2 protein-coding genes (1 of these 2 cut by a window edge) are annotated in these 24,013 nt (G+C 64.0%); both read right to left on the bottom strand.

Annotated features, from left to right (window positions below):
- Positions 1 to 17,537: the 5' portion of a non-ribosomal peptide synthetase/type I polyketide synthase gene (locus Q1B40_RS20080; RefSeq protein ID WP_299818447.1), read on the bottom strand. It extends 5,212 nt beyond the left edge of the window; the window shows 17,537 of its 22,749 coding nt (coding positions 1-17,537); the start codon lies at positions 17,535 to 17,537; its stop codon lies off the left edge, out of view.
- Positions 17,534 to 24,013 carry a type I polyketide synthase gene (locus tag Q1B40_RS20075; RefSeq protein ID WP_299818444.1) on the bottom strand — a complete coding sequence of 2,160 codons (6,480 nt, stop codon included), beginning with the start codon at positions 24,011 to 24,013 and terminating at the stop codon, positions 17,534 to 17,536. The genes Q1B40_RS20080 and Q1B40_RS20075 overlap by 4 nt, the downstream gene beginning before the upstream one ends.

Here is a 24,013-nt window from a genome sequence, read left to right as displayed (position 1 = left end):
GTCGCCTCGGGATCGAGCGTGACACGCAGGGGAACCGTCTCCGCGCACAGACCGATTACCATCCGGCCGCCGCGGTCGGGACGCCCCTCGACGGGTATTCCGAGGATCAGATCGTTCTGTCCCGAAAGGGCATGCAAGGCATATGCGCTGAGTGCCGTCAGGATTGAAAACGGTGTCGTGCCATGCAGGTAGGCAGCGGCAGCGAGAGCTTTCCGCATGCTCTCCCCTGCGGTCAGATCGAGAGACGCGCCGCTCTGGTTGCGCACCGCTGGCCGTGCACGATCGGCAGGCAGGTCGAGCGGTTCCGGCAGAGGCGTCAGGACCTCCTGCCAATACCGCAGGTCCGACTGCGCCTTCGGAGAGCTCGCCCGTACCTGCGTTCTGGCCATATGGGCGCGATATTGCGGGGCAGGCGGCACCGGGTCCGGAACGCGGCCGTCCGCCATCGCGGCATAAACCGGCCAAAGTTCCGAAGCCAGTATATCCAGCGAATGGCCGTCCGCGATGATGTGATGCAGGTTCACGAAGAGAACGTGCTCATTCTCGCCGATGGTCCAGAGCCTGACGCGCAGCAGCGGGCCATTCTCCAGGTCGAAAGGCCGCGCGACTTCCAGAGCGCAGCGCGCGAGCGCTTCGTCCATCGGGTCGCCGTCAGACAGGACGGCTTCGGCGGTGAAATCGACGTTCGCAACCGCGTCGATGACCTGGACCGGCTGACCTTCCTGCATTTCAAACCGTGTGCGCAGCGCTTCGTGCCGCGCGGCAACCGTCTCGACAGCGCGTCTTAACGCTTCGGGATCGAACCGCCCGCAAACCCGCCATGCGGCCGGCATGGCATAACCCGGGCTTTCCTCATGCATCTGATCGATGGCCCAGAGGCGGTATTGCGCCGGCGACAGGTTGAAGGCCCCGCTTTCAGGTTCAGGAGGGGGATCTGCCGAATTGACGTCAGCGTCGGGTGCGACGTCGATCAGCGCGCACAATCCTTCCGGGGTCGGTTGATCGAAAAACGCCCTCAGCGATACCGTGACGCCGAAGGTCTCCTCCACCAGGCCGATCAGCCTCGCTGCGGCAAGACTGTGGCCCCCGCATGCAAAAAAATCAGCAGTCATGTCGTCGGCCGGCCTGTCGAGCACATGCGACCAGATTTCAAGAATGCTGCGTTCGCGCGGGGTATTCGGATGCCTGACCGCAGACCCCGTCCGCCGTGTGGGAACATGAAGCGCCGCAAGCGCGCGCCGGTCGACCTTGCCGCTCGGTGTCGAAGGCAGGCTATCGATGCGGACGATTTCAGAAGGGACCATGTAGTCGGGCAGGATACCGGCGGCGGCCGCGCGCAGATCCGAACCGGCCTCTTGCACGCTTTCGACGAAACCGATGATCTTCGCCGTCTCTCCCTGCCCGCTCAAGATGGAAGCGGCCCGCCGGACACCCGGTATCCGGTTCAGACCGGCATCGATCTCCGCCAGCTCGATGCGATAGCCCCGCAGCTTGATCTGATCGTCATGCCGCCCGAGGAAATGCAGGGATCCGTCCGAGTCCCAGGCCCCCATATCTCCGGTCCGGTAAAGACGCCCGAATTCGGCATGCCGGATAAACCGTTCTTCTGTCAGTGAAGGGTCGAGATAGCCCCTGGCAAGACCGGGACCGCCCACATGGATTTCACCAGGCGACCCGATGGGCGCGGGCTCTCCGGCAGAATCCAGCACCAGCAGCCGCGCTGCGCCAAGAGGGCGCCCGATGCTGACAAGTCCGGCCTCCTTCATGTCTGCAGACGTGAGCGTATGGGCACTGCAGTCGACGGTGCACTCGGTCGGGCCATAGACATTTGTAAGCTTGAGCTGCGGACAGGAAGGCGCATTCAGCACCGCCTGCGCCAGTCGGGCGGGCAGCGCCTCCCCGCCAACGAGAATATGACGGAGAGCCAGATCTTCACTCTGGGCAAAACCCAGGTTCAGCAGCAGCGACAGGAGGCTCGGGGTTGCGTCCGATACGCTGACCCCTTCGCTCGCAAAAAGCTCTATCAGGTCACGGCCGTCGCGGTGCGTCTCCGCATCCACGACGACGAGCCGATGCCCGCCGCAAAGGGCGGCAAAGATCTGCTGCACCGAAGCGTCGAAAATGGGCGGAGCAACAAGCGCCACGGTCTGCACGCCTTTCAGCCCGGCATAGACTTCCCGCTCAAGCGCCTCGACAAGGGCCGACACCGAGCCGTGCTCGATCATCACGCCTTTCGGCCGCCCGGTTGAGCCTGAAGTGAAGATCACATAGGCAAGATCGTCCGGTCGAACCTGGACATCCGGTGCCGTTTCCGACCGGTCGCAAAGATCGTCTGTCGAAAGCATCCTTTCCGCAAAGCCCCAGCAATCGTCCGGTGCACTCCTGTCGCAAATGACTGCGGCGCAGTCTGCATCCGTCAGAATTGTCGCAACACGCTCCGCAGGCGCGGTCGGGTCGACCGGAACGTAAGCAGCCCCTGCCTTGAGGATTCCGAGCATCGCCGCGATCAACCGGCTGTCTCGCGGCAGGGCCAGCCCCACCAGTGAGCCGGTCTTGACGCCAAGGCGATCCTGCAGACTATGAGCGATTGCGTTGGATGCCTGGTCCAGCTCGCGGTAGCTGTACGTGCCGTCGCATCCAGAGACCGCCGAAGCCTCCCCCCTGCCCACAACCTGCTCTGCAAAACGCTCCAGCACGGTTGCGGTCGGCTTGACGGCTGGCGACGGGGCACATCCAAAATCCTGCACAAGCCGTGTTCGCTCCGCCGCATGCTGCAGCGGCAGCGCACCGAGCCGTGCGACCGCCTGCGCTGCTGCGGCAGAGCGGATCAGATGTTCAACTGCCGACGCGATCTGACTGGTCCGCTCAGCCGTGAACCGTGCCGGATGCGCGTCAAGCTGAAGTCTCAGAACCCTGTCCGGGCCGCGAAGATAGGTGAAACTCAACCCGGTTTTCGGGCCGACCGGGCCCGCATCGAAGGGACTGAGGGTCAGTCCCGGCAGATCCGGCAGCGCGGGAATATCCTCCAGCGCGACAATCGTGTCGAAAGGTGGTTGATCGCGTTTCAGGCCGAGTTCGCGGACAATCTCGTCGAACGGCACATCCTGATGACTGAGTGCTTCGGTCACCAGAAGGCCGGTCTGTTCGATCAGCGAGGACATACTCACCTGCGGATCGACATTCGCCCGCAGAACCACCATGTCGGACAGATAACCCACCTGACCTTCGAATTCCGGCAGGTTCCGGGCGGCAACCGGAGTTCCGATCCACAAATCGGTCTGACCGCTCAGCCGGTGCAGCGTCGCTGCGGTGAGGGCCGCAAGGGTGCTGAAAAGACTGGCGCCGTGCCGAGCGCCCAGCGTCTGCAGTTTTTCTGTAAGGCCGTCGAGAGCGACAATGCTGCGATGGGCGAAGAGTGCCTCCGGATCCAGATCCTCCGATACCCCCGGGTACAGATCGAGTTGAGCGGGGTGGCCGTCCAGCCTGGTCGTCCAATAGGCGAGATCGGCGCGGCCATCTGGGCCATCCCGGCGGTCGGACTGCCAGGCGGCAATTTCCTTCGGCTGACAGGGCAAGCCCGGCAAGTCCGCGGATTGTCCGGTGCAAGCGGCGCTGTAGGCTGCCGTGATTTCCCGGGTCAGGATCTCCATGGACCATCCGTCGCAGATCGCATGATGGAGCGACAACAGGAAGAGCGAGCGCTGCGCACCCGTCCGGAACAGACAGGCACGCGCCAGCGGCCCGCGTTGAAGGTTCCATCCCTCGGCGGCCAGGACCTGCGCCGCCTGAACCACGGCAAGCGCCGGATCATCCTCTTTTCTGAAATCGCGGTGCTCCAGGGTCAGACGACCTTCGGCCTCGATGCGCTGGCGCACTTCTCCACGCAGGGTGAAAAATCGTGTCCGCAGAGCCTCGTGCCGGTGTGCCACGGTCTGAAGGGCTGATTGCAGGGCTGCCACGTCGAGCGGGCCGTCGATCCAGTATCCGCCCATGACTGTGTAGTCCGGCCGCGGCCCGTCGAGCTGCTGCAGGAAACACAGGCGCTGTTGCTGCGCCGATGCAGGATAATTCTCGGCGGCGGGCAATGCGGAAAGCGGAGATGTCACTCGCGGAGCTCCGCCCGCCAATCCGTCAATCACCCGTGCGGCCAGCCCCGCGACGGTCGGCTCCTCAAAGAGATCGCGCAGGCTCACGACCGGGCCGTAACGGCCCTGAATCCGGTTGATGAGCCGTACAGCAAGCAGGCTGTGCCCGCCAAGCATGTAAAAATCCGCGTCCATGTCCCGGACCGGCGCACCGAGCAGCACCGCCCAGTCTTCCGAGATCTCGGTTTCAATCCGGTTGGCCGGACCCCGGACCGGTCTGGCTGCTGCGTCAGCGGCGGTGGACGGTTCGGATGCAGGCTCAGGGAGCGCGCGCCGGTCCAGTTTGCCGTTGCCGTCTATCGGGAGGCTGTCCAGAGAAATCAGATGCGCCGGCACCAGCGGAGCCGGCAGCTGCTGCACGAGCCTGGTACGGAGAACTGTCAGATCGACGGCGCCCTCCACCACGATATAGGCCGCCAGTTCCGGTCCAGCCGGTCCGGGCCGGGCAATCACCGCCGCCTGGCGCACGCCCTCCTGCGCTTCCAGAACCGCTGCGATTTCACCGGGTTCGATCCGGTGGCCGCGGATCTTGAGCTGATCGTCACTGCGCCCCAGATACCGCACGGTGCCGTCCGGCCGCCACAGCCCCAGGTCGCCGGTCCGGTAAAGCCGGCCGAATTCAGCGTGGCAGACAAACCGCTCCTCCGTCAGGTCCTCCCGTCCCAGATAGCCGATCGCGAGACCGTCGCCGCCAACCCAGATTTCACCCGGCAAGCCGATGGGCACCGGCGCACCGGCCGGATCCAGGATGAAGATCGTGCTGTTTGCGATCGGCCGTCCGATGGGCATGTCCGCGCCCGGTTCGGGGGGCGTTTCAATCCTGTAGGTCGCGGAGAAGGTAGTGTTCTCGGTCGGACCGTACCCGTTGACCACGGTGAGCGAAGGATTTGCGGTCATGGCGGCCGCGACATGACTTGCTGAGATCCGCTCGCCACCTGTCAGCACAGTGGTCAGCGATGCAAAGACACCGGGATTGAGATCGGCAAATGTGTTGAACAGAGTTGCCGTGAGCCACATCACGGTAACCCCTTCCCGTGCGGCGATATCCGCAACGGCCCAGGGGTCGAGCAGGGCTTCCCGGTCGGCGAGCACCAGGCACCCGCCATTCAGAAGCGGCCCCCAGATTTCGTAAGTTGTCGCATCGAAGGACAGCGCACCGGTGAGAAGCAACCTGTCGTCCGGTCCCAGCGGAACAACGTCGCTGTCACGCACCAGCCGGACGATGGCCCGGTGAGGCACCACCACGCCCTTCGGAGTACCCGTGGAGCCGGAGGTAAACATGACATAGGCGGGCATCTCGGCGCCGAGTTCCGGCAGCACAACGCCTTCCGGATCTGCCTCCACCGACTTCAGCGTCACCGCGAATTTCGCCTGCCCGACATCCGTGTCGCTCAGCGTCAGTTTGGGCCTGGCAATATCAAGCAGGGTGGCGATCCGGTCCCCCGGATAGTCCGGATCGATCGGCACATAGGTGGCCCCGGCTTTCAGAACCCCGAGCATCGCCGCAATCAGCGCCGGCCTGCGGTGCGCGATCAGACCGACCAGATCCCCCGGCATGACGCCATGGCCTGCGACAAGGCCCGCCGCAATTCGGTCGGACCACCTGTCGAGCTCGCCATAGCTGACACCTTTCGCGTCGTGCCGCAGCGCGGTTGCTTCCGGCGTTTTGCCGGCAACCTGCCGGAACAGGTCGACGACACTGGCCTCTCGCGGATAAGCGGTATCGGTCTGGTTGAAGCGGCGGACCACCGTGTCCCGTTCCTCCTCACCAATGAATTGCAGCGCAGGCAGAAGGCTTTCCGGTGTCGACACGGCCGCCGCCGCAAGCTCACCGAGATGATCCGCCATTCTCTGCACAGTTCCAGGATCGAACAGGTCGGCGTCAAATTCGAGTTCAAGATCGATGCCCCCGGAGGAGGGACGAAGGTAGAAAATCAGATCGGCACGGGAAACGGCACTCGGCAGCTCCGCCGCCGTCGCCGGCCGGTTGTCGAAGGACAGGCTCTCTCCGGCGAATTCCTCCACCGTGACGATGACGTTATAGAGCCCCAGCCGGCCGCCCCGGCCTGTCCCGCCACGCGCCTGGCCCAGCTGTTCTACCGGATAATGGCTGTGCTCCTGCGCTTCGCTCAGCCTTTCCCTTGTCTGATCGAGCAACGCCGCGAAAGTCGTTTCCGGGTCGAGTTGCAGGCGCAGGACGAAATTCTCGATGAAGCAGCCGACCTGATCGAATTCCTCCTTGCTGCGCCGTCCCGCCGCAACGCTGCCGATGACCAGGTCACTTTGCCCGGAGTACCGGTGCAGAAGGGCCGCGCTGAGGGCCATCAGAACATGGTAGAGCGTGCCACGATGCCGCTCTGCCAGCGCACGCAACGCAGTTGACACGTCCGGCTCCAGCCTGCTGTGGACCGTGCCGCCCCGATAGCTCTTGACCGCCGGTCTGGGGCGGTCCGCTAAGAGTTCGATCTGACGCGGAGCATCCGCCAGCATGTCTTCCCAATAGGAGCGGCTTTCCAATCCGGCCGGACTTTCGAGCAAATGGCGCCTCTGGGACGCATGCTCGCTGTAGGTACCGGTGGGAGCAGCCAGTGCCCCGCCTTCATAGGCTCGGGACAGATCCCGCATCAGCACCGCGACGGACCAGCCGTCGGCAATGGCATGATGCAGGCAGATGACCAGCAGGCTGCGTTCGCCGGTCTTTTCGATGTGCACGCGCCAGAGCGGCGCTTTCGCCAGGTCGAAACCCTGTGCGGCCAGATCCGAAGCGTGCGCAAGCGCCTCGGCTTCGCTCGACGCGGCCCGGCTCGTCAGCACCGGCTCGATCCGTTCGGCAATGTTCAATCGAGGAGTGTCCGACCCCGTATCCTCGAAGGCGCAGCGGAGCGCCTCATGCCTTTGCGCCACAGCGCCAAGCGCCGCACGCAACCGGGCCTCATCCAAAGGCCGATCGACCCAGAAAGCCCCGCAGATACAATAGGCCGAGCGGTCCGCCGCCACTCTGTCCAGAAGCCACATCCGTTCCTGGGCCGGGGAAAGCTGTGCAGGGCCAGTGCGGATCGCCGGCGAAGATTGGGCCACCTGTGTCTCGTCTGCAGCACCGAGCAAGCCTTGCATCTCCGCAACACTCGGGCGTTCGAACAGGTCCCGCACGCCAAGATCCACGCCGAATGTGTCTCTCAACTGGGCGACAATCTGAACCGCCCCCAGGGAGTTGCCACCAAGGGCGAAAAAACTGTCCGCAGGGCCGGGCATGACACCTGCAGGCAGAAATGCGCGCCATATCTCCAGCAGCCGATCAGTGAGATCGCCACCGGGCACTGGCCGGGAGGCAGTTTCTTCGGCCGCAGCCTGCTCCACCGCAAAAACCAGACCTTCGCCCGGTTTGAACTGCGCCCTCAATCCCGTGTCGCGGAGCCAACCCTCCTGCATTTCCCCGCCGGGGATCGCGTCCGGCGTATCAACTGGACAGCTCTCGAAGACAACGCCTTCGATACCCGGCGGGCAGAGGCCGAGCCGGTCATCCAGCACAAATCGCGCCGGCTTCGATGAACCTGCATCTGCCCTGATCTCTTCCATCTCGGCGGCACTTGCGATGGGCAGCAGCGCAAGCGGCATGGCAGGTTGCGCTGTGCAGGCCGTCAGCAGTGTCTCCAGATGCCGGCCCATCCGCACGATCCGCTCCGCGTCGAACAGATCGGAATTATAGGTGACACGCAGAAGGGCTTCGCTCTCGTCCGCAGCGATTTCGAAATAAAGATCGAAACCCGATGCAGGCGGCGTCAGATCGGCAACGGCTTTCCCCGTCACGCCGCCCAGCGTCAACTGCGAACGCGCGATGTCTGCAGCGCTGACCAGAATGTCGAAAAGAGCGGCCCGCGCCACGTCCCGGGGCCTGCCGAGACGTGACAGGATCGCATCGAACGGCGTATCGCCGTCGGCAAAGGCCTCGGTGGCTGTCTCGGCCACCCGCCCAAGAAGAGTGGTGAAACTGTCCGTTCCGCTGACGCGGTCCCGCAACGCCAGCGAATTCACGAAATTGCCGATCTGACCGAGAAGATCGGGATGCCCGCGCCGGGTGATGGCGGACCCGAAAGTTATATCGGTCGCCCCGGTATAACGGTGCACCAGTGCCTTGAGCCCGGCGATTGTCGCCAGATAGGGCGTGGTGCCGGTCTGGCGTGCAAGGTCCTGCAGGGCGGATGTTGTTGCGCGAGACAACCGGATGTCGTGCCGCGCCGCGGTGAAACTCTGTATCCTCCCCCGCGCACGATCCTTTGGCAGCTCGGACTGTGGCGGCATGTCCTCAAGGCGTGCCGCCCAGCACTCCAGGGCCTCACGGCCTTCCGTCTCGTGCAGCCTTCCATCCTGCCAGAGACAGGCATCGATATGCTGTATTGTCAGGTCGGGCAATTCTGCGGCGCGCGCCTCAAGGGCGGCATCGTAGAGCTCGGTCAGATCCGCCATCAACGCCTCTTCGGACCAACCGTCGAAGGCGATGTGATGCATCGCGTAAACCATGGCGTGACGGGTGCACTCTCCGGTTTCAAGGCGCACAAGTGACGCCCGGAACACCCGACCGGCCTGCAGATCGTAGGAAGCAGAACCAAGCTGGCGGACAGGCCCGGCCAGCAGGTCCTCCGGTGTACCCGTACCCTTCACCGTCTCTTCGGCAAGGTCGCAAGGCACACTCTGGCGAACAATCTGCCACAGCACACCATCGCTCAGTTCATAACCGGTCCGCAGGATGCTGTGGCGCTGCAGGAGACCGTCGAGAGCGGTCCGCAGCGCCTTCGTATCCAGCAACCCGTCAAAGACGAAGGCTCCCGACAGAACGTAGAACGCTTCCTGACCTTCGAGTTGCGAAAGCGTCCAGATGCGACGTTGCGCGGGAGATGCAGGCGCACGCGTGAGCCCCGTGGACGGGATGGGGGCCGACGCCGCCCTCTCGTCCTGCGCCAGATGCGCGGCGATACCCTCCGGCGTCGGTTCGCGGAAAAAAGCTGCCGCTTCCAGGTGCCGTCCTGTCCGCCGCTCAACTTCAGCCGCAATGCGCAAGGCTGTCAGGCTCGTGCCACCCAGGTCGAAGAAACTGTCCTGCGCCGATACGTTCGGTTCACCGAGAAAACTGCGAAACACTTCCAGAACGGTATCGAGATGCTCACCTCGAAGCAGTGACCGATCCGACGTCCGGACGTTCCAGTATTCTTCCGACTGGCCTTCCGCATGCAGACTTATGCGGCGGGGCATCGCCGGACCGTGCAGCACGCGCCCCAGATCGGCCGCCAGATCTGCCGGCTTGACGTGGGAACCGTTCCTGGGCGTGATGATCAGGTCATCGAGCGACCCCTCGACATGGGCCACTTCCGGGTTCGACAGCAGCAAGGCACGTGCAACCGCACTCTCCACTGGGTGCTGAACCACGGTGAGCCCGTCGTCTGCGGCCAGTACCGCCGTCAGACCGGTCGCCTTGCCATCAACCTGCAATTCTCCAGGGCAGCCTGCGGGTGTTTTCTGCCCGGCCGTATCTACAATCGAAACGTCGAGGCCCGTCAGAGGCTCGAACCTTGCAAGCCTGCCCTCGACAGGGCCGGAAAGGCAACGACTGCCCAAAGCCAATCCGCAAGACTGAGGCCGAAGGACCAGCCGCACGCTGCTGCCTTCCGCCAGTGTCGCAGCGATCGACTGCGCATAATTGTCAAGGGGCGAACCGGAGCAATCAACGATCAGGCGAACCGGATTGCGCGTCCCTCGTCCGGCGGCCCAGTTCCGCACCATCGGCTGCGGAAGCACAATCGCCTGACCCGGCTCGGGAGCCTCGCCGATGCGCAGCCGCAGCGATCCCAGAAGTGCCGCGGCAAGCGCCTCCGGCGACAGGCTTCCGGCAGGCAGGGTTACCACCGCACCGTCTTCCAGACCGCAGGCGCTCCGCCACGCGGCAATGCTGCGCGCAGAAAGCGGAAGGATTTCGGGAACAGGCAATTCCAGGCGTTCTGCCAGCGCCGTTACGGCTTCGGAGAGGTCGGAAGCACCGGCCAGGTGTGCAGCGGCAACTTCCTGTCCGCGCGCATCTATCGCCAGGAGACGTTCCGGGTCAGCGTCCAAAGCCTTCGTCACGGCTTCAGCCAGATCCTCGATCCGTTCAACGTCCTCCGGTTGCCGCCGTCCGAGGTTCCCGATTGCCTGCGCCGGTTTCCTGCAGAGATCGCTCAGGATGGAAGTGTATTCCGCCGCCCAGGCCGAAATCGTGGCCGGGTCGTAGCTGCCCAAGTCGAAATCGAAGTCCAGCAGAATCTCCCCGTCTTGGACAATCGCATTCAGCGAGAGCGCATATTTCGGATCACCGACAGGAACGGGACGGACGCGCACCGGATGTCCACCGAATTCGTCCAGTCCGGGGTCGCGATCCAGATTGAAGCCGACGGTGAGAGCAGGCATTGCCGCGTCCGGAAGAGCATCCTGCGGGCGGACGCTCTGGTGGTCGAGCAGCCCCATGATCTCGCATTTGACCCGCTCCAGAAGTGCTTCGCCCGGTTCGCCGCCGTCAACTTCGAGCATCAGCGGCACGGTCATTGCGCACTGGCCGACCAGTCCTTGCGCGTCCATGGCGGCCTGACCCGGCACGGGAATTCCGATCGCCGGACGCGTGGCGCCTGAAAGCCTTGCAACAAGTGTTGCATAGGCTGTGAGCAACACGGCGAAAAGCGAAACATTTCGCGCTTCGCCGAAGGCCTCCATAGCTTCAACTGCCTTGGTGTCGATCACATGCCGCAGACGTCGTCCCGTCCGCGAACCTCCCCGTAGCGCAAGACGGTCGGTCGGCAGCAGAACCGACTCACTCCCGGCGTCCAGCTGCTCTTCCCAATAGGCACGCGCAGCCGCCACTGCAGCCGGGTCGGGCTTTTCGGACCAGCGAACGAAGTCGGCAAAGGATGTTGCCGGCAGCAACGACGCACCCGCCTTGCCTTCATAGAACGCTGCCAGTTCCGAAATGACCACGCCCATGGACCACCCATCGCAGATAAGTGGATGCGCGCGCAGTGCAACAAGCGTGTTTCCGTTTTCAAGATCCAGCAGGTCGCAGGCCAGCAGGGGGCCCCGCGAGGCGTGCATCCGGCTCGCAGCCAGATCCGCCACCCATCGCGAGCCATCCCTATCGCGCTGATCGGCCGGAAGCTGCGAGAGAACCGACGCATTGACGCCGGGCAGGTCCCCGCCAGCAACCAGAAAGCCATCGCGAACGCAGCTTGTACGCAGGATATCGTGACGCGAAACCACGGCGTGAAGAGCGTCGCTGAGCCGGTCCGCATCGATCCGTCCCGCGATCTCGAGAACCAGGGTTTCCGCCCGCTCGCCGTCACGGTGCTTCAATGCCAGAAGCTGCATTTCCCGCTGGGTGCCTGTCAGCACGAGTGACCCGGGCGGAGCTTCATTTTCCGACGTTTTCTTCTTGCCGGAACCATCGTTGCCACCGCCGAAGAAGCCACCGTTCAGCAGGTCGCGCGCGGCGGTTTCCATTGCCTTTTCGATGGCCGCGATGTCGGCATCGCTATGGGCGGTGGACAGGAAACATGTCCGCCGTTCCCAGGTGTAGACGCCCTGCAACACCAGCGAGAAGAAGAAGAGTGACAGCTCAAGGGTCTGATAGACCTCACCCTGAGCCGTCACCTGTCGCAACTGGAACTGCGATGCAAAGAAGGCGATGCGGAACGGAATGCCGAGGCGGGCGAACATGTCGTTCAGCCTCCCGCACATGTCTCGGGCGCGGGCGCTGAGGTCACGCTGAAGCCCCGGTCCCTGCTGCTTCAGGTGATCGAGCGTGGCGCGTGCGCTCGCCAGGGCCAGCGGGTGACGGCAGAATGTCCCGCCGAAAAAGATCTGCGTCGTTGTCGGCCCGCTGTCGTCGCCATACGTCCACGCACCGCCATCCATCGGATCGATGAAGCGCGCCTTGCCGGCAATTGCGCTGATCGGCAAGCCACCGCCCAGGACCTTGCCGTAGGTGACGATATCCGCCTTGACGCCGAAATACGCCTGCGCGCCACCGGGATGGCAGCGAAATCCGGTGATCAGCTCATCAAAGATCAGCGTGATGTCCCGCTCGGCGGTCAGCTTGCGCAGGGCATGGAGGAAGTCCCGTGGCTGCAGCTCCGGATTGCGGCTCTGGACCGGCTCCACCAGCACGCCCGCCAGATGATCGGCCTCCGCCGCGATTGTCTCCAGCGCAGCTTCCGACCCGTAATCGAGCACGATCACGTCCTCGATCTGGTTTTGCAGAATGCCGAGCGAGGCGGACATGGTCCCGAGAGGACTGCCGAAGGCCATCGCTCCATCATAGGACCCGTGGAAGGAACCCCGGAAAATCGCGATCCTGGATTTGCCGGTCACGGCACGCGCCAGACGATACGCGGTCATCACCGCCTCGGTCCCGGTGTTGCTGAACGCAACGCGCTCGCAGCCCGTCAGATCGCACAGCAGGCTCGCCGTTTCCTCGGCCAGGTCGCTTTGCGTGGCAAGTTCCATGCCTTCGCTAAGCTGCTTGCGGATGGCTTCGGTGACAAAGGCGGGTTGATGACCGAGCAGATCGACCCCGAAGCCGCAGGAGAGATCGACATAACTGTTGCCGTCGATATCCCGAATGCGGCTGCCTTCCGACCCGGCCGAGACGATCGGATAGATCAGTTCCTTCAGGTCCGGATTGTAACCGATGGTGGCGATCCAGTCGGCAAGCTTCGGACGCGCCTTGCCGGCGTAGGCCTTGGAGGCGGCAGTCCGTTCCGTGTAGCGGGCGATCAGATCCCTGACGAAAGCGCGCTGACGGTCCGTCAGATCGCTTCCGGCTGCCGCCAGGGGTGCGCCAGCGGCCGGCATCGGGGCCTGACGGGATGCTTCCCTCGCCGGGTTAATCGCGGAGACCGGTGGCACAACGGCCACTGGCCGCGGGCCGGCATCCACACGTTGCCCAGACAGAAGCGCGATCTGGTCGGACATCAACTTGAGCTGCTGCTGCACGATCGCTTCGAGCGACGTGCCCGCGGCTGCCGTCGGCAGGGGAACGGCCGGCAAAAGCATCTCCGCACCGGGATGAGCCTGCGAAACCGTCGGCTGCGGCTGCGGCTGCGGAGAGGACGCGGCAACAGGTGCGGGTGGAACCACCTCGGCAAGATATTCGGCGATCCGCCGCACCGAGGACAGTTCTTCGTGGAAGCGGCTCATCTTCAGCTCGACGCCGAAACGTTTCTGCACGGCATTGCGCAATTGCATGAGAAGCAGGGAATCCATGCCCAGCGCGAAGAGATTGCTGTCCAGGTCGTGGTCCGCGACTTCGATGCCGCTGATCGTGCGGATGAGGCCGCTCACATCCTGCAGATAGTCCGCCCGCGCGGATGGCTCCGCACGGGAGGCTGTCACTGGTCCCCGATCCTCGGTTTGCACGGCCGGTGCGACCGGTATTGCCTTGATCGCAGATTCACCGGTAAGGCGCGCCACGATAGCGGCCTGAACGGGAGTTTTCTTGTCGTCTCCGGCCAGGGTGAAAACCTCTTCAATCATGAATCCGGCTTCGGCCAGAGCACTTTTCCAGCCGGGGACGCTCAGGACTGGCGAATGCGCGATACGGGCAGACTCATCCTCGTAATGCCACCAGCCCGGTGTCAGCCCGAAAATCATGCCGACGACATCATGCAGCCGTGTGACTTCGTTGACGATCAGCCGCCCGCCCGGCCGTAACAGCTGCGCCGCGTTCCGAAGCGTCTCGACGATGTTGCGGGTCGCATGCAGAACGTTGGACGCAACGAGCACATCCTGACTGCCCGGCTCGAAGCCCTGTTCGGATGGCGGCTCTGTCACATCGAAAGTGGCGAACGCCATCGAAGGCCGGTTGCCGGTCAAGCGCGCCCGCGCCGGCATGACAAAGCCGTCGCTCACATCGGTGAAGGTGTAATGAACCCGACGCGGATCGCTTGCCAGACTGTCCAGAATACCGCGCGTGACACCTCCGGTGCCGCCGCCGATTTCCAGCACCCTGGGCGCCTCCAAGCCGGTCAGCGCCGCAGGAACGGCCTGCGCCATGACGGTATTGAAGGCCCGCGACAGTTGTCCGTCGCCGTAAAGACCGTCGAGCAGTGCGGTTGACCCGCCGGGCATGAGCACTTCCATCGGATCGCGCATGCCACGCAGAATGTCCGGCAGGGCCTCGAAGCAGCCAGCCAGCAGATCGAATGCCGCCCTCAGATCCGGATGGCTTTCGCGCAGGTGCGATTCTTCAGTTTCGGTCCCGGCCGCCCATTCGGCAAAATCCATCTGCGCTGCACGATCCGCGGCCTGAAAGGCGTCGCCCTTACGCTCCAGCCAGTCGTCATCAACAAGAATGTCGAGATACCACCGCATCAGACGTTCGTGGCTGGGTGAAATCTTGAGGGTCGCGAGCAGGACCTGCGCACTCGTTTGCGAGCGGACCAGATCGAACAGGCCTATCCTCTGGGCAAAAGAGACCAGACGCCGCCGGCCGATACGGGCAGTGGCCTCAAGACCGGTGGTTATGCTTTGCGCCAAGGGCCCTTCCGCCGTCAGCCAATTCTTGACCCCGGACCAGCGGGGATCGGAAGAGCCGCCTGTGCGCATCTGTTCGGGCAGCGTGAGCGGCATGGCGTAGGTTTTACGCTGAAAGGGATAAGTCGGCAGCTTGATCCGGCTTGCCCCGTCGTCCGAATGAAAGCCGCGCCAGTCCACCTTGACGCCGCGCACATGCAATTCGCCCAGTGTCGCCAGCACTTGCTGCCAGCCCGTGGTTGAGCGGCGCAGGCTCGGCAGCCAGGCCATTGCGTCTTCGTCACCGGCGTTTTCCTGACCGAGACCCGAGAGCACCGAGGAAGCACCGATTTCCAGAGCCGCCGTATATTTTCGGCCACGGAGCGTTTCCAATGCCTTCATGCATTGAACCGGCTCGAGCAATTGCCGCGCCCAGACTGCCGGGTCGGTAATCTCTTCGGCACTCGCCTGGTCCCCTGTCAGATCCAGAATCAGGGGAATCTTCGCTGCATGCAGCTCGATCTTGGCGACACGGGCGCAAAACTTCTCTGCGGCGGATTGCATCAACCGGCTGTGGAAGGCGCGGTGGATCGGCAGGGGTTTCACCGTGATGCCGAGCGCGGCAAGCGCATGGATCAGTTTCTCCATCGCGTCCGGCGTCGCCGAAACGGTGGTGTTTTCAGGTGCGTTGAATGCGGCAATCGTGACGTCGATACCTTGGCTGCGCGCCGTTTCCAGGATCTGCTCGGCCGAGGCGAAACAGGCCGCCATACGGCCATCCCCGCCGTCACTGTGCGCAAGCTCTCCGCGGGCGATCACCAGATCCAACGCGTCGTCCAGCGACAGCACACCGGCCGCATGCGCGGCCGCGAAATGCCCGAAACTGTGACCGAATACGGCGGAAGGCGTAACACCCCAGTCACGCCACATGGCAACCAGAGCCGCCTGCAGCGCGAAAAGCGCCGGCTGCGCGATCCGGGGATCGTCAAACGCTGAGCCGGGGGTCTTCGCGTCGAACAGAAGCCCGGGCAGCGATTGGCCGAGAACCGGGTCGAGTGTAAGCGCGCAGCAATCGATTGTTTCCGTGAACGCCGGCACGGTTCCGTAGAGGTCCGTGCCGACGCCGCCCTGCAGTCCTCCCTGGCCGGAGAAGACGAAGGCCGTTCGCACCGCGTTGTTCGGGTTCGCGCTCCCCATCAGGACGCGCCCGGCAACCGGCTCCAGCGGCCTTTTCAGGATATCCGTCATCTCTCGTGGCGAGTCGCCGATCACGGCAGCCCGAAACTCGTGATGCTTGCGTGTCGTATTGGCGTTGGCGCAGACGGTCTGAAAATCAATGTCGGGCGCGTCCAGCAAGTGAGCCATTTGCCGGGCTTGAGCCTCAAGCGCTTCGCTCGAACGGGCTGAAAGCGTAAGGATCTGCGTGGGCCGGCGGCAGGTTGATTTCAGGACAGGCGCCGCCTCAGGTGGAGAACCGATCAGGGCATGGGCAACCGTCCCACTGAAACCGAATGCGCTGATACCCGCCAGTCGTGACACGGGTGCCCCGTCCTGCGCGACCGGACCGTTCCACGGCCGCAGCCGGCTGACGACTTCGATCGGCGCGGCCTCCCAGTCGATGAAAGGATTTGGGGTATCGAAATTGCAATTCGGCGGAATAGCACCGTGCTGATGCGCAAGCACCAGTTTGAGGATGCCGGCCATCCCGGCCGCTGCTTCCAGATGACCGATATTCGATTTGGCAGAACCGACCAGCAATGGCCGGCCGTCCGGCCGATCCGGACTAAAGACTTCCGCGAGCGCTGCAATTTCGATGGGATCACCCATCGGCGTGCCTGTTCCATGCGCTTCGACGTAGTCGACTTCCGCCGGTTGCTTTCCCGCACCGACCAGCGCCGCACGGATCACCTGCACCTGCGAGCGGACGTTGGGCGCTGTCAGGCCGTTGCTGCGACCGCCGTGGCCGACAGCCACGCCGTGGACAAGCGCCTGTATCCGGTCACCGTCCCGCTGTGCGTCTGAAAGGCGCTTGAGCACCACCACGCCGCAGCCTTCGCCCCGGCCATAGCCGTTGCCTGACGCATCGAAGGTTTTGCATCGCCCGTCCGGCGCCAAAGCGCCGAGCTTCGACAACGCCGCGAAGACTTCGGGCCCGAACATCAGGCTCACTCCGCCGGCAAGCGCCAGATCCGCTGATCCGCGCCAGAGCTTCTGGCAAGCCTGATCGAGCGCCAGCAGGGACGATGCGCAGGCGGCATCCACAACACCTGCCGGCCCCCGCAGATCAAACGTGTAGGCGAGACGCCCGGCCGCGCAGGAATGCGCAACACCCGTCCCGGTGTGCGGTGTGATCCGGCTCAGATCGTCGGAAAACAGGCTGGCGCGGGTGTAATCCGATTTTTCCAGCCCGATGAAAACCGCCGTCTGGCTACCGGCCACCGCATCGATTGGCAAGCCCGCGTCCTCAAAGGCTTCCCATGCCACTTCCAACAGCAACCGCTGCTGCGGGTCCATTGCGGTAAGTTCCGCGGGCGCAAGACCGAAAAGGCCGGCGTCAAACCCATCGGGGCGTGCGTCGAGAAAATGACCGCGCGCGGAGGCTAAAATCGAATCTCCCTCTTCTCCCTGCTCCCACCGGTCTGCCGGGACGTCCCCGGAAGTGTCGCTTCCGCGGTTGAGCACCTCCCACAATGCATCCGGATTGTTGGCACCACCGGGAAACCGGCAGCCCATGCCGATGATCGCGATAGGCTCGCTTTGGCCGGAAAGTGCCTTTTCCAGCCTTTCTTCAAGCAGGGTGATAACGTCAAGCGCCTGCTCTTCCAGCTCGCGATCATGATCGGAAGAAATGACGCCGGAGCTCATTGATACTTCTCCAGCTTGCGGCGCAACGCCTCGCGGACTGCAGAGCGACTGTCAGCCTGACGTTTTCCCGTCTCCGGGGTGGAGCTTTGCCTTTCCGGTGGCGGCGTACCGGTCACCGCTTCACCGAAATCGAGTGTTCCCGCAAGATGAGCGGCAAAACTGCGGATCGTGGGAAACTCAAAAAACCGCGTGATTGAAATCGGATGATCGAAACGGGCCTCGACAGCCTTGCGCAATTCGACGATCGTAAGGGAACTGACCCCGAGTTCCCGCAGGCTCAGGTCGGGATCGAGCCGATCCGCCGGCGTCTTGTTCTCCGCCTCGATAATTTCCGCGAGTTCGGACATGAGCGCGTCTGTCCGCTCCGACGCCGGAAGCGCTGCGATACGCTGCAGCACCGTGTGAGTTTTCCCCACAGCTTCAGGCGGCGGACCGCGGAGATCCTGAAGGGCTTGCGGTTCGCTCTCGATCATCAGTTCTGAAAGCCGCGCGCGGTTTGCGAAGTCCGGCAGATAGTTCGTCCATTTTTCGGCGTCGAATTCGGCAAGGGCGACCACCGGCTCGCCAGTCATCCACGCCCGTTCAAGCCCATCGAACAGCGCTTCCGGGGACAAGGGAACAATCCCGAGGGCAGGCAGGTCACGCTCCGCCACGGCCCCCTTGGACGTCATCCCGACATTGGCCATGATACCTGCCTGGAGACTGAGAGAGGGCAGACCTTGCGCGGCGCGCATCCGCACCAGCGCATCGAGCCCTCCATTGCCCGCAGCATAGGCTCCCTGCCCCGGCGGCCCCAGCAGGGCCGCGATGGAGGAAACGCACACGAAAAGGTCCAGCGGCAGGTCACGGGTCAGCTCGTGCAGTATCCATCCGCCGGAAATCTTGGGATCTGCAACCTCCCTGATCAGCTCCGGCGTCAGCAAATGAACGATGCTGTCCCTGAGCACACCGGCTGCATGGACGACGCCACGCAAGGGCAGGTCTCCACCTGACAGGCGGTCTATCAGTGCAGCCATTTCGGTCCGGTCGGTCGCATCCACGGCCACCGCCTCAAGCCGCAGCGTATCCGTGTTCAGCCGCTCCATAGCAGCCTGAACCTTCGGACCCGGTTTCGAGCGGCCGCTAACGACCACTCGGCCGGCGCCCCGGGCGATCAGCCACTCGGCGAGCGCCAGACCGAGACCGCCGGTGCCGCCCGTGACGAGATAGCTCGCGTCGCTGCGCAGCTGCCAGGAGCGGACCGTAGCCCCCTCATTGATCGGGATTACACGCTCCGTGAGGAAGTCGGGGCCGTCGAGACGCAATTCGTCTTCGCGGAATTCCGACACATCGCTGCGCAACAGGGCAGCAAATCCGGACAGATCGGCATCCCGTGCCAGCCGCACGCGGGCACCGGCAAGCTCGGGATGTTCTCGCGCCACGACACGGAACAGCGCTTCCAGCGGATCCGGTCCCGGGTTCTCATCCGCCGCATCGAAGGTGACCAGCCAGAACCTTGAACCCTCGCGAGCGAGCGCTGTCTGAACCACGGCGGTGACATCGCATAATGCCTTGGACATCCGCTCCGGCGAGGAGGTTCCGGCAATGTGAACGATCCAGTCGCCGTCTCCCTGCTCAAGTCTCATTTCGTCGGAGACCGGCACAATCCGGCAAGTTCGCTCGACTTCGACAAGCTGCCTGAGGTCTTCAGCAGCCTGCAGTCCCCTTGTGTCGTCAGCACCGTAGGTGATTGTGAGTGCTGGCAAGTCCTTCGCGGTCAAGGGCATGGTCACGGGACGGGTCGCCGTTAGGAACATCCCCGCCACCTGCGTTGCGCCTTCCGCCGCCAGAACGTCCCACGGCCTGTAATCCTCCAGCCAGAACCGCTCGCGCTGCCAGGGATAGGTGGGCAGGTCGGGCAAAATGGCACCGACGGGCAGAAGTTGCGTTCGATCCGGAGCAAGTCCCCGGCAGGTCAGTTCCGCCAACACGTCGGCAAGGCTCGCGGCGCCCGGTTCGCCTTTTCTCAAGGTTCCGATACAGGCGTCCGCACTCACCCCGGTTCCGGCAGCTTCCGCGCAGGCGGCAATGACGGGCAGAAGCGACGGATGCGGGCCGATCTCGACAAGATCCGTGCATCCGTCCGCAAGGAGTGCAGCCATGGCGTCCGCAAACCGCACCGTGCCGCCAACATTGCGGCCCCAATAATCCGGAGTGGCCTCTCCAGGCTGAAGCAGGCCGCCGGTGACCGTTGAATAGAGCGGAACCAGGCCGGGAGCCGCCGCAAGCGCATCCAGCTTCTCGGTCAGAAGGGCGGCCTCGGCCGCAACATGACGACCGTGGAAAGCATAGTCCACGCCGAGATCGGTCGTGCGGATACCCGACCCGTCCAGCCGCGCGGCCATCGCAGCAACAGCCTCTGCGTTTCCGGACAACACCACCTGTTCCGGCCCGTTGACAACGGCGAGATCAAGCCCTTCTACGGCGTCAAGGTGCGGAACAACGTCTTCCGCGCTCAATGCCACGGCGAGCATGCGTCCCCGCGTCGCCGCCTGCATGAGCGAGCCACGCAGTGCAACCAGCCGCACGGCATCCTCCAGAGACAGGATTCCCGCCACGTGATGCGCTGCGATCTCGCCCACACTGTGGCCGATCACCGCGTCAGGCGACAGGCCCAGCCCTTCGAGCAGCCGCACAAGCGCGACCTGCACGGCGAAAATTGCGGCCTGCGCCCGGTCGGTGCGGCGCAGCAGGTCTTCCGCCTTTGTATCGCTAAGTGTTTCCCGAACGGTCCAACCCGTATGGGGAACGAGCAGGGCGTCTATGCTGTCGATTTCAGCGGCGAAGGCCTTTGAACGGTCGAGAAGATCGGCGCCCATGCCCGCCCACTGGCTGCCCTGCCCGGTAAAGACGAAAGCCAGCTGATGCAACACGTCACTGCGCCTGCGTCCGGTCCGCAGACGGCCGGCCCTGCCCTCCGCCAGAGCCTTGAGGGCCGCCTTCGCCGAAACCATATCCTCCACCGCTCCGGCGGCGATGTAGCCGAAATCCGAACGGCTCGCGGCGGTCGCCGCGCAAAACATGCGCAAATCGGTCTGCGGCCGCGCGTCAAGATAGTCGCAGAGCTCTGCCGCCAGCGCGCGCAGGGCCTCCGCAGTAGCGGCCGAAAAGGTCAGAATGGGCAACGGACCGCCTTCCACCGCTTCCACAACATCGGGAGACGCACGGTCCGCGGCCTGTTCGACGATCACATGGGCATTCGTCCCCGAAAGGCCGAAGGCCGAAACACCGGCACGGCGCTTCGCCTCACCAGACGGCCACTTGCGCGTTTCACTCACCACCTGCAGCGCCCCCGAGCCCCAGGCGATCCTGTGGTTCGGTGTTTCGAAATTAAGGCTTGCCGGCATCATGCCGGCGCGGACACACAATGCGGTCTTGATCAGGCCCAGGATTCCGGCGGCGGATTCCAGATGCCCCAGATTGGTCTTGGCCGATCCGATGAACAGAGGCCTGTCCGGCGATCGGCCATCTCCGAAAACCCGGGTCAGCGCTTCGGCCTCGATCGGATCGCCCAGCGGTGTGCCCGTTCCGTGCGTTTCCACATAATCGATCGCGTCGGGCTGCAATCCGGCCCGTGCCAGAGCCCGTTTGACAAGCGCCGATTGCGCGGGACCGCTCGGGACGGTCAGGCCGCTGCTGCGCCCGTCCTGATTGAGCGCGGTGCCGGAAATGAGTGCAACGACCGGATCGCCCTCCGCCACCTGATCGGCCAGACGCAGCACGATGGCACCGCAACCTTCCCCCCGGACGTATCCGTCCGCGCGATCGTCGAAGGCCCGGCATTGGCCGGTGGGCGAGAGCGCCGAAACGGCCTCAAGCTTGGCGTGACCGTCCGGCCCGACGATCAGGTTGACGCCCGCGGCGATCGCAGTCTCGCATTCGCCGGCGATCAGGCTTTGCACCGCCAGATGCACGGCAGCAAGCGCAGACGAGCAGGCCGTGTCGACCACCATCGCCGGCCCCCTGAGGCCCAGAGAAAAAGCAAGACGGCCCGCGGCGATTGCAGACGCGGTACCCGTATAGGAAAACTGGTCGGGCTTTGTCGTTCTCCCGAAGCCGTATTCGCCCGGACCGATGCCGACAAAGACGCCCACGGTCTGCCTGCTGCGTTCAGCACCGCTCAACCCGGCACGCTCCAGAGCTTCCCAGCAGACTTCGAGAAGCAGCCGTTGCTGCGGATCCATCGCCGACGCTTCCGCCCAGGAAATGCCGAAAACGGCAGGGTCGAACATGTCGATGGCATCGAGAAACCCTGCGACCGGGCGTTTGCTTGCGGGAAGGTTTCGCGGCGCGCGATCATCCGGCAGCGGCCCGATCGCCGACCGGCCTTCGGAGAGCAGCTCCAGCAGGCTTGCAGGCGAGGAAACGCCCCCTGGAAACCGGCAGCCGATACCCGTGATCGCGACACCCGGCTGAAGCGGAGCGGCTTCCTCGTCATCTCGCACCTCAGCCTCCGCGCTCAGGGCTTCGGCAAGCGAGAGCAAGGTTGGATTGTCATAGAGCTGCGCGACGGTGATGTCCCGCCCCAGTATCTGCCCGGCATCCACCAGCAGAGCCATCGCCCGGGACGAATTGAGCCCCTGATCGGCAAGCGGCCTGCGAATGTCGATATCCGGCAGGGCGAGCAACCGGGCCGCGCTTGCCTGGAGCACGCCGAGGATCTGCCGCGTGCGCACCCGCTGGTCGCCTGCGAGGCGTCGCGCGTTTACCCGCGACAGCCGCTCAAGTTCCTCCGCCGCACTGTCTAAGGCTCCCGAAAGATACTGACTTCCCAGATAGTTTCTGCGGATTTTTCCGCTTGAGGTTTTTGGAACCGCGGTGATCGGAACGACCCGGTCCACATTCCATCCGCCCTGCGCGGCCAGCACGCTTTGAACGTCGCGCGCCAGCCTGGCCAGCGCGGCGTCGATCCGTCGGGCATGCAGAAAGACGAGGAGCTGCTCGCTCTGCTCGGCAGGGTCGAAAACCGACGTTGCGACGACCCTGCCGAGTTCAACCCCTGGAACGGTTTCGGCCACCCGTTCGATATCGTGAGGATAGAAATTCTGGCCGCCCTGGGTGATCATCTCCTTGATCCGGCCGGTAATGAACAGCCGCCCGTCGCGCAACAGACCCAGATCGCCGGTGCGAAGCCAGGCATCCGGCGTGTAAAGCGCGTCGTAGGGCAGATTGAGATAACCCTCTGCAGAGCTGCGGCTTTGCAGCTGAACCTCGCCTATACGGCCTTCGCCGAGATCGGAACCATCCTCTCCCGCAATGCGCAGCCTGGTATTTTCGATCGCGCGTCCGACATCGACCAGCAGAACCTCGTCCTGCGGTTTGTCTGGAGCGCGCACCGTATCTCCGGGACCAAGCGCCGCGCGGCTTGCGCTGAGGGTACGCAGTCCGTCGCCGGGAACCGGAACCGACACGGCCAGCGTCGCTTCGGCAAGACCATAGCCGGGATACATTGCCGAATGCGGAAGGCGGGTCTCGCTCACAAAGGTCATGAACGTTTCCCATAGCTCGGCCGAGATAGGCTCCGCCGCGTTGAACATCAGCCGCACGCCGGAGAGATCGTCCCGAACCGGAGTGCCGCCCTCGGTCACCTTGAGGAAATGCTTGAGGCCGAAATTATTGGTGCAAAGAACGGTCGCTTTCAGCTCCGCGGCACGAGCCAGCCAGCGCCTGGGCCGCTGAACGAAGGATTTCGTCTCGATCTGCGTCTGTGCGGCCCCAAGCGCGAGCGGCAGGAGATGCATAAGCATCATCCCCATGTCGTGCGTCAGCGGGAACCAGCTCAGGAAGACATCGTCGGCGGATGCCTGGCAGCTGGCGCCGAGATCCGCAAGATGCGCGAGGATCCGGCGGTGGGTCAGAACCACGCCTTTCGGGTCGCCCGTCGAGCCGGAGGAAAACTGTATGAAGGCCGTGCTGTCGGGGCCTGTGGCCACCGCATTGAGACGGATGCGCAGAACCGCATCCTCCAGCGGGTTGATCAGAACTTCATGGCTCAACTGCTTTGCGGCAAGCGCACTCAGCACATCTTCAAGGCCGTGTGCGGCCGACACACTGCCGCACTGTGACGAAATATCCTTGTCCGAAATCAGCCATGGCGATCCGAGGACCGCCGCCACGCGCAACACCTTGAGTGCCGCCTCATCGGTGGCACCTGACTGCAGGGGGACCGGCAGCGCTCCGGCGAGCAGGCACCCCCAGAAACATTCAAGGAAATGCCGCGGTGCGCCGATCATCACGATCACGGCGTCTCCCTCGGCAACGCCCGCCGCCATCAGGCCAAGAGCGATCCGTTCCGCTGCGTCTCCAAGCTCGGCATAAGACTGATAGGAGTCGCCCTGTATTCCGTAGTGAATGCCCCGATCCGGATTGGCCTGAAGCAGCAGATGACGTAAATCCTTGTCCGCCGGTGCGAACTGGAGCTGACTGGCCTCGCCCAC

Origin of the sequence: uncultured Roseibium sp., assembly GCF_947496995.1 — a bacterium.
Classification (GTDB): Bacteria; Pseudomonadota; Alphaproteobacteria; order Rhizobiales; family Stappiaceae; genus Roseibium.
Note: the sequence above shows the minus strand (reverse complement) of the source record. Positions and strands in the feature narration are given on the sequence as shown.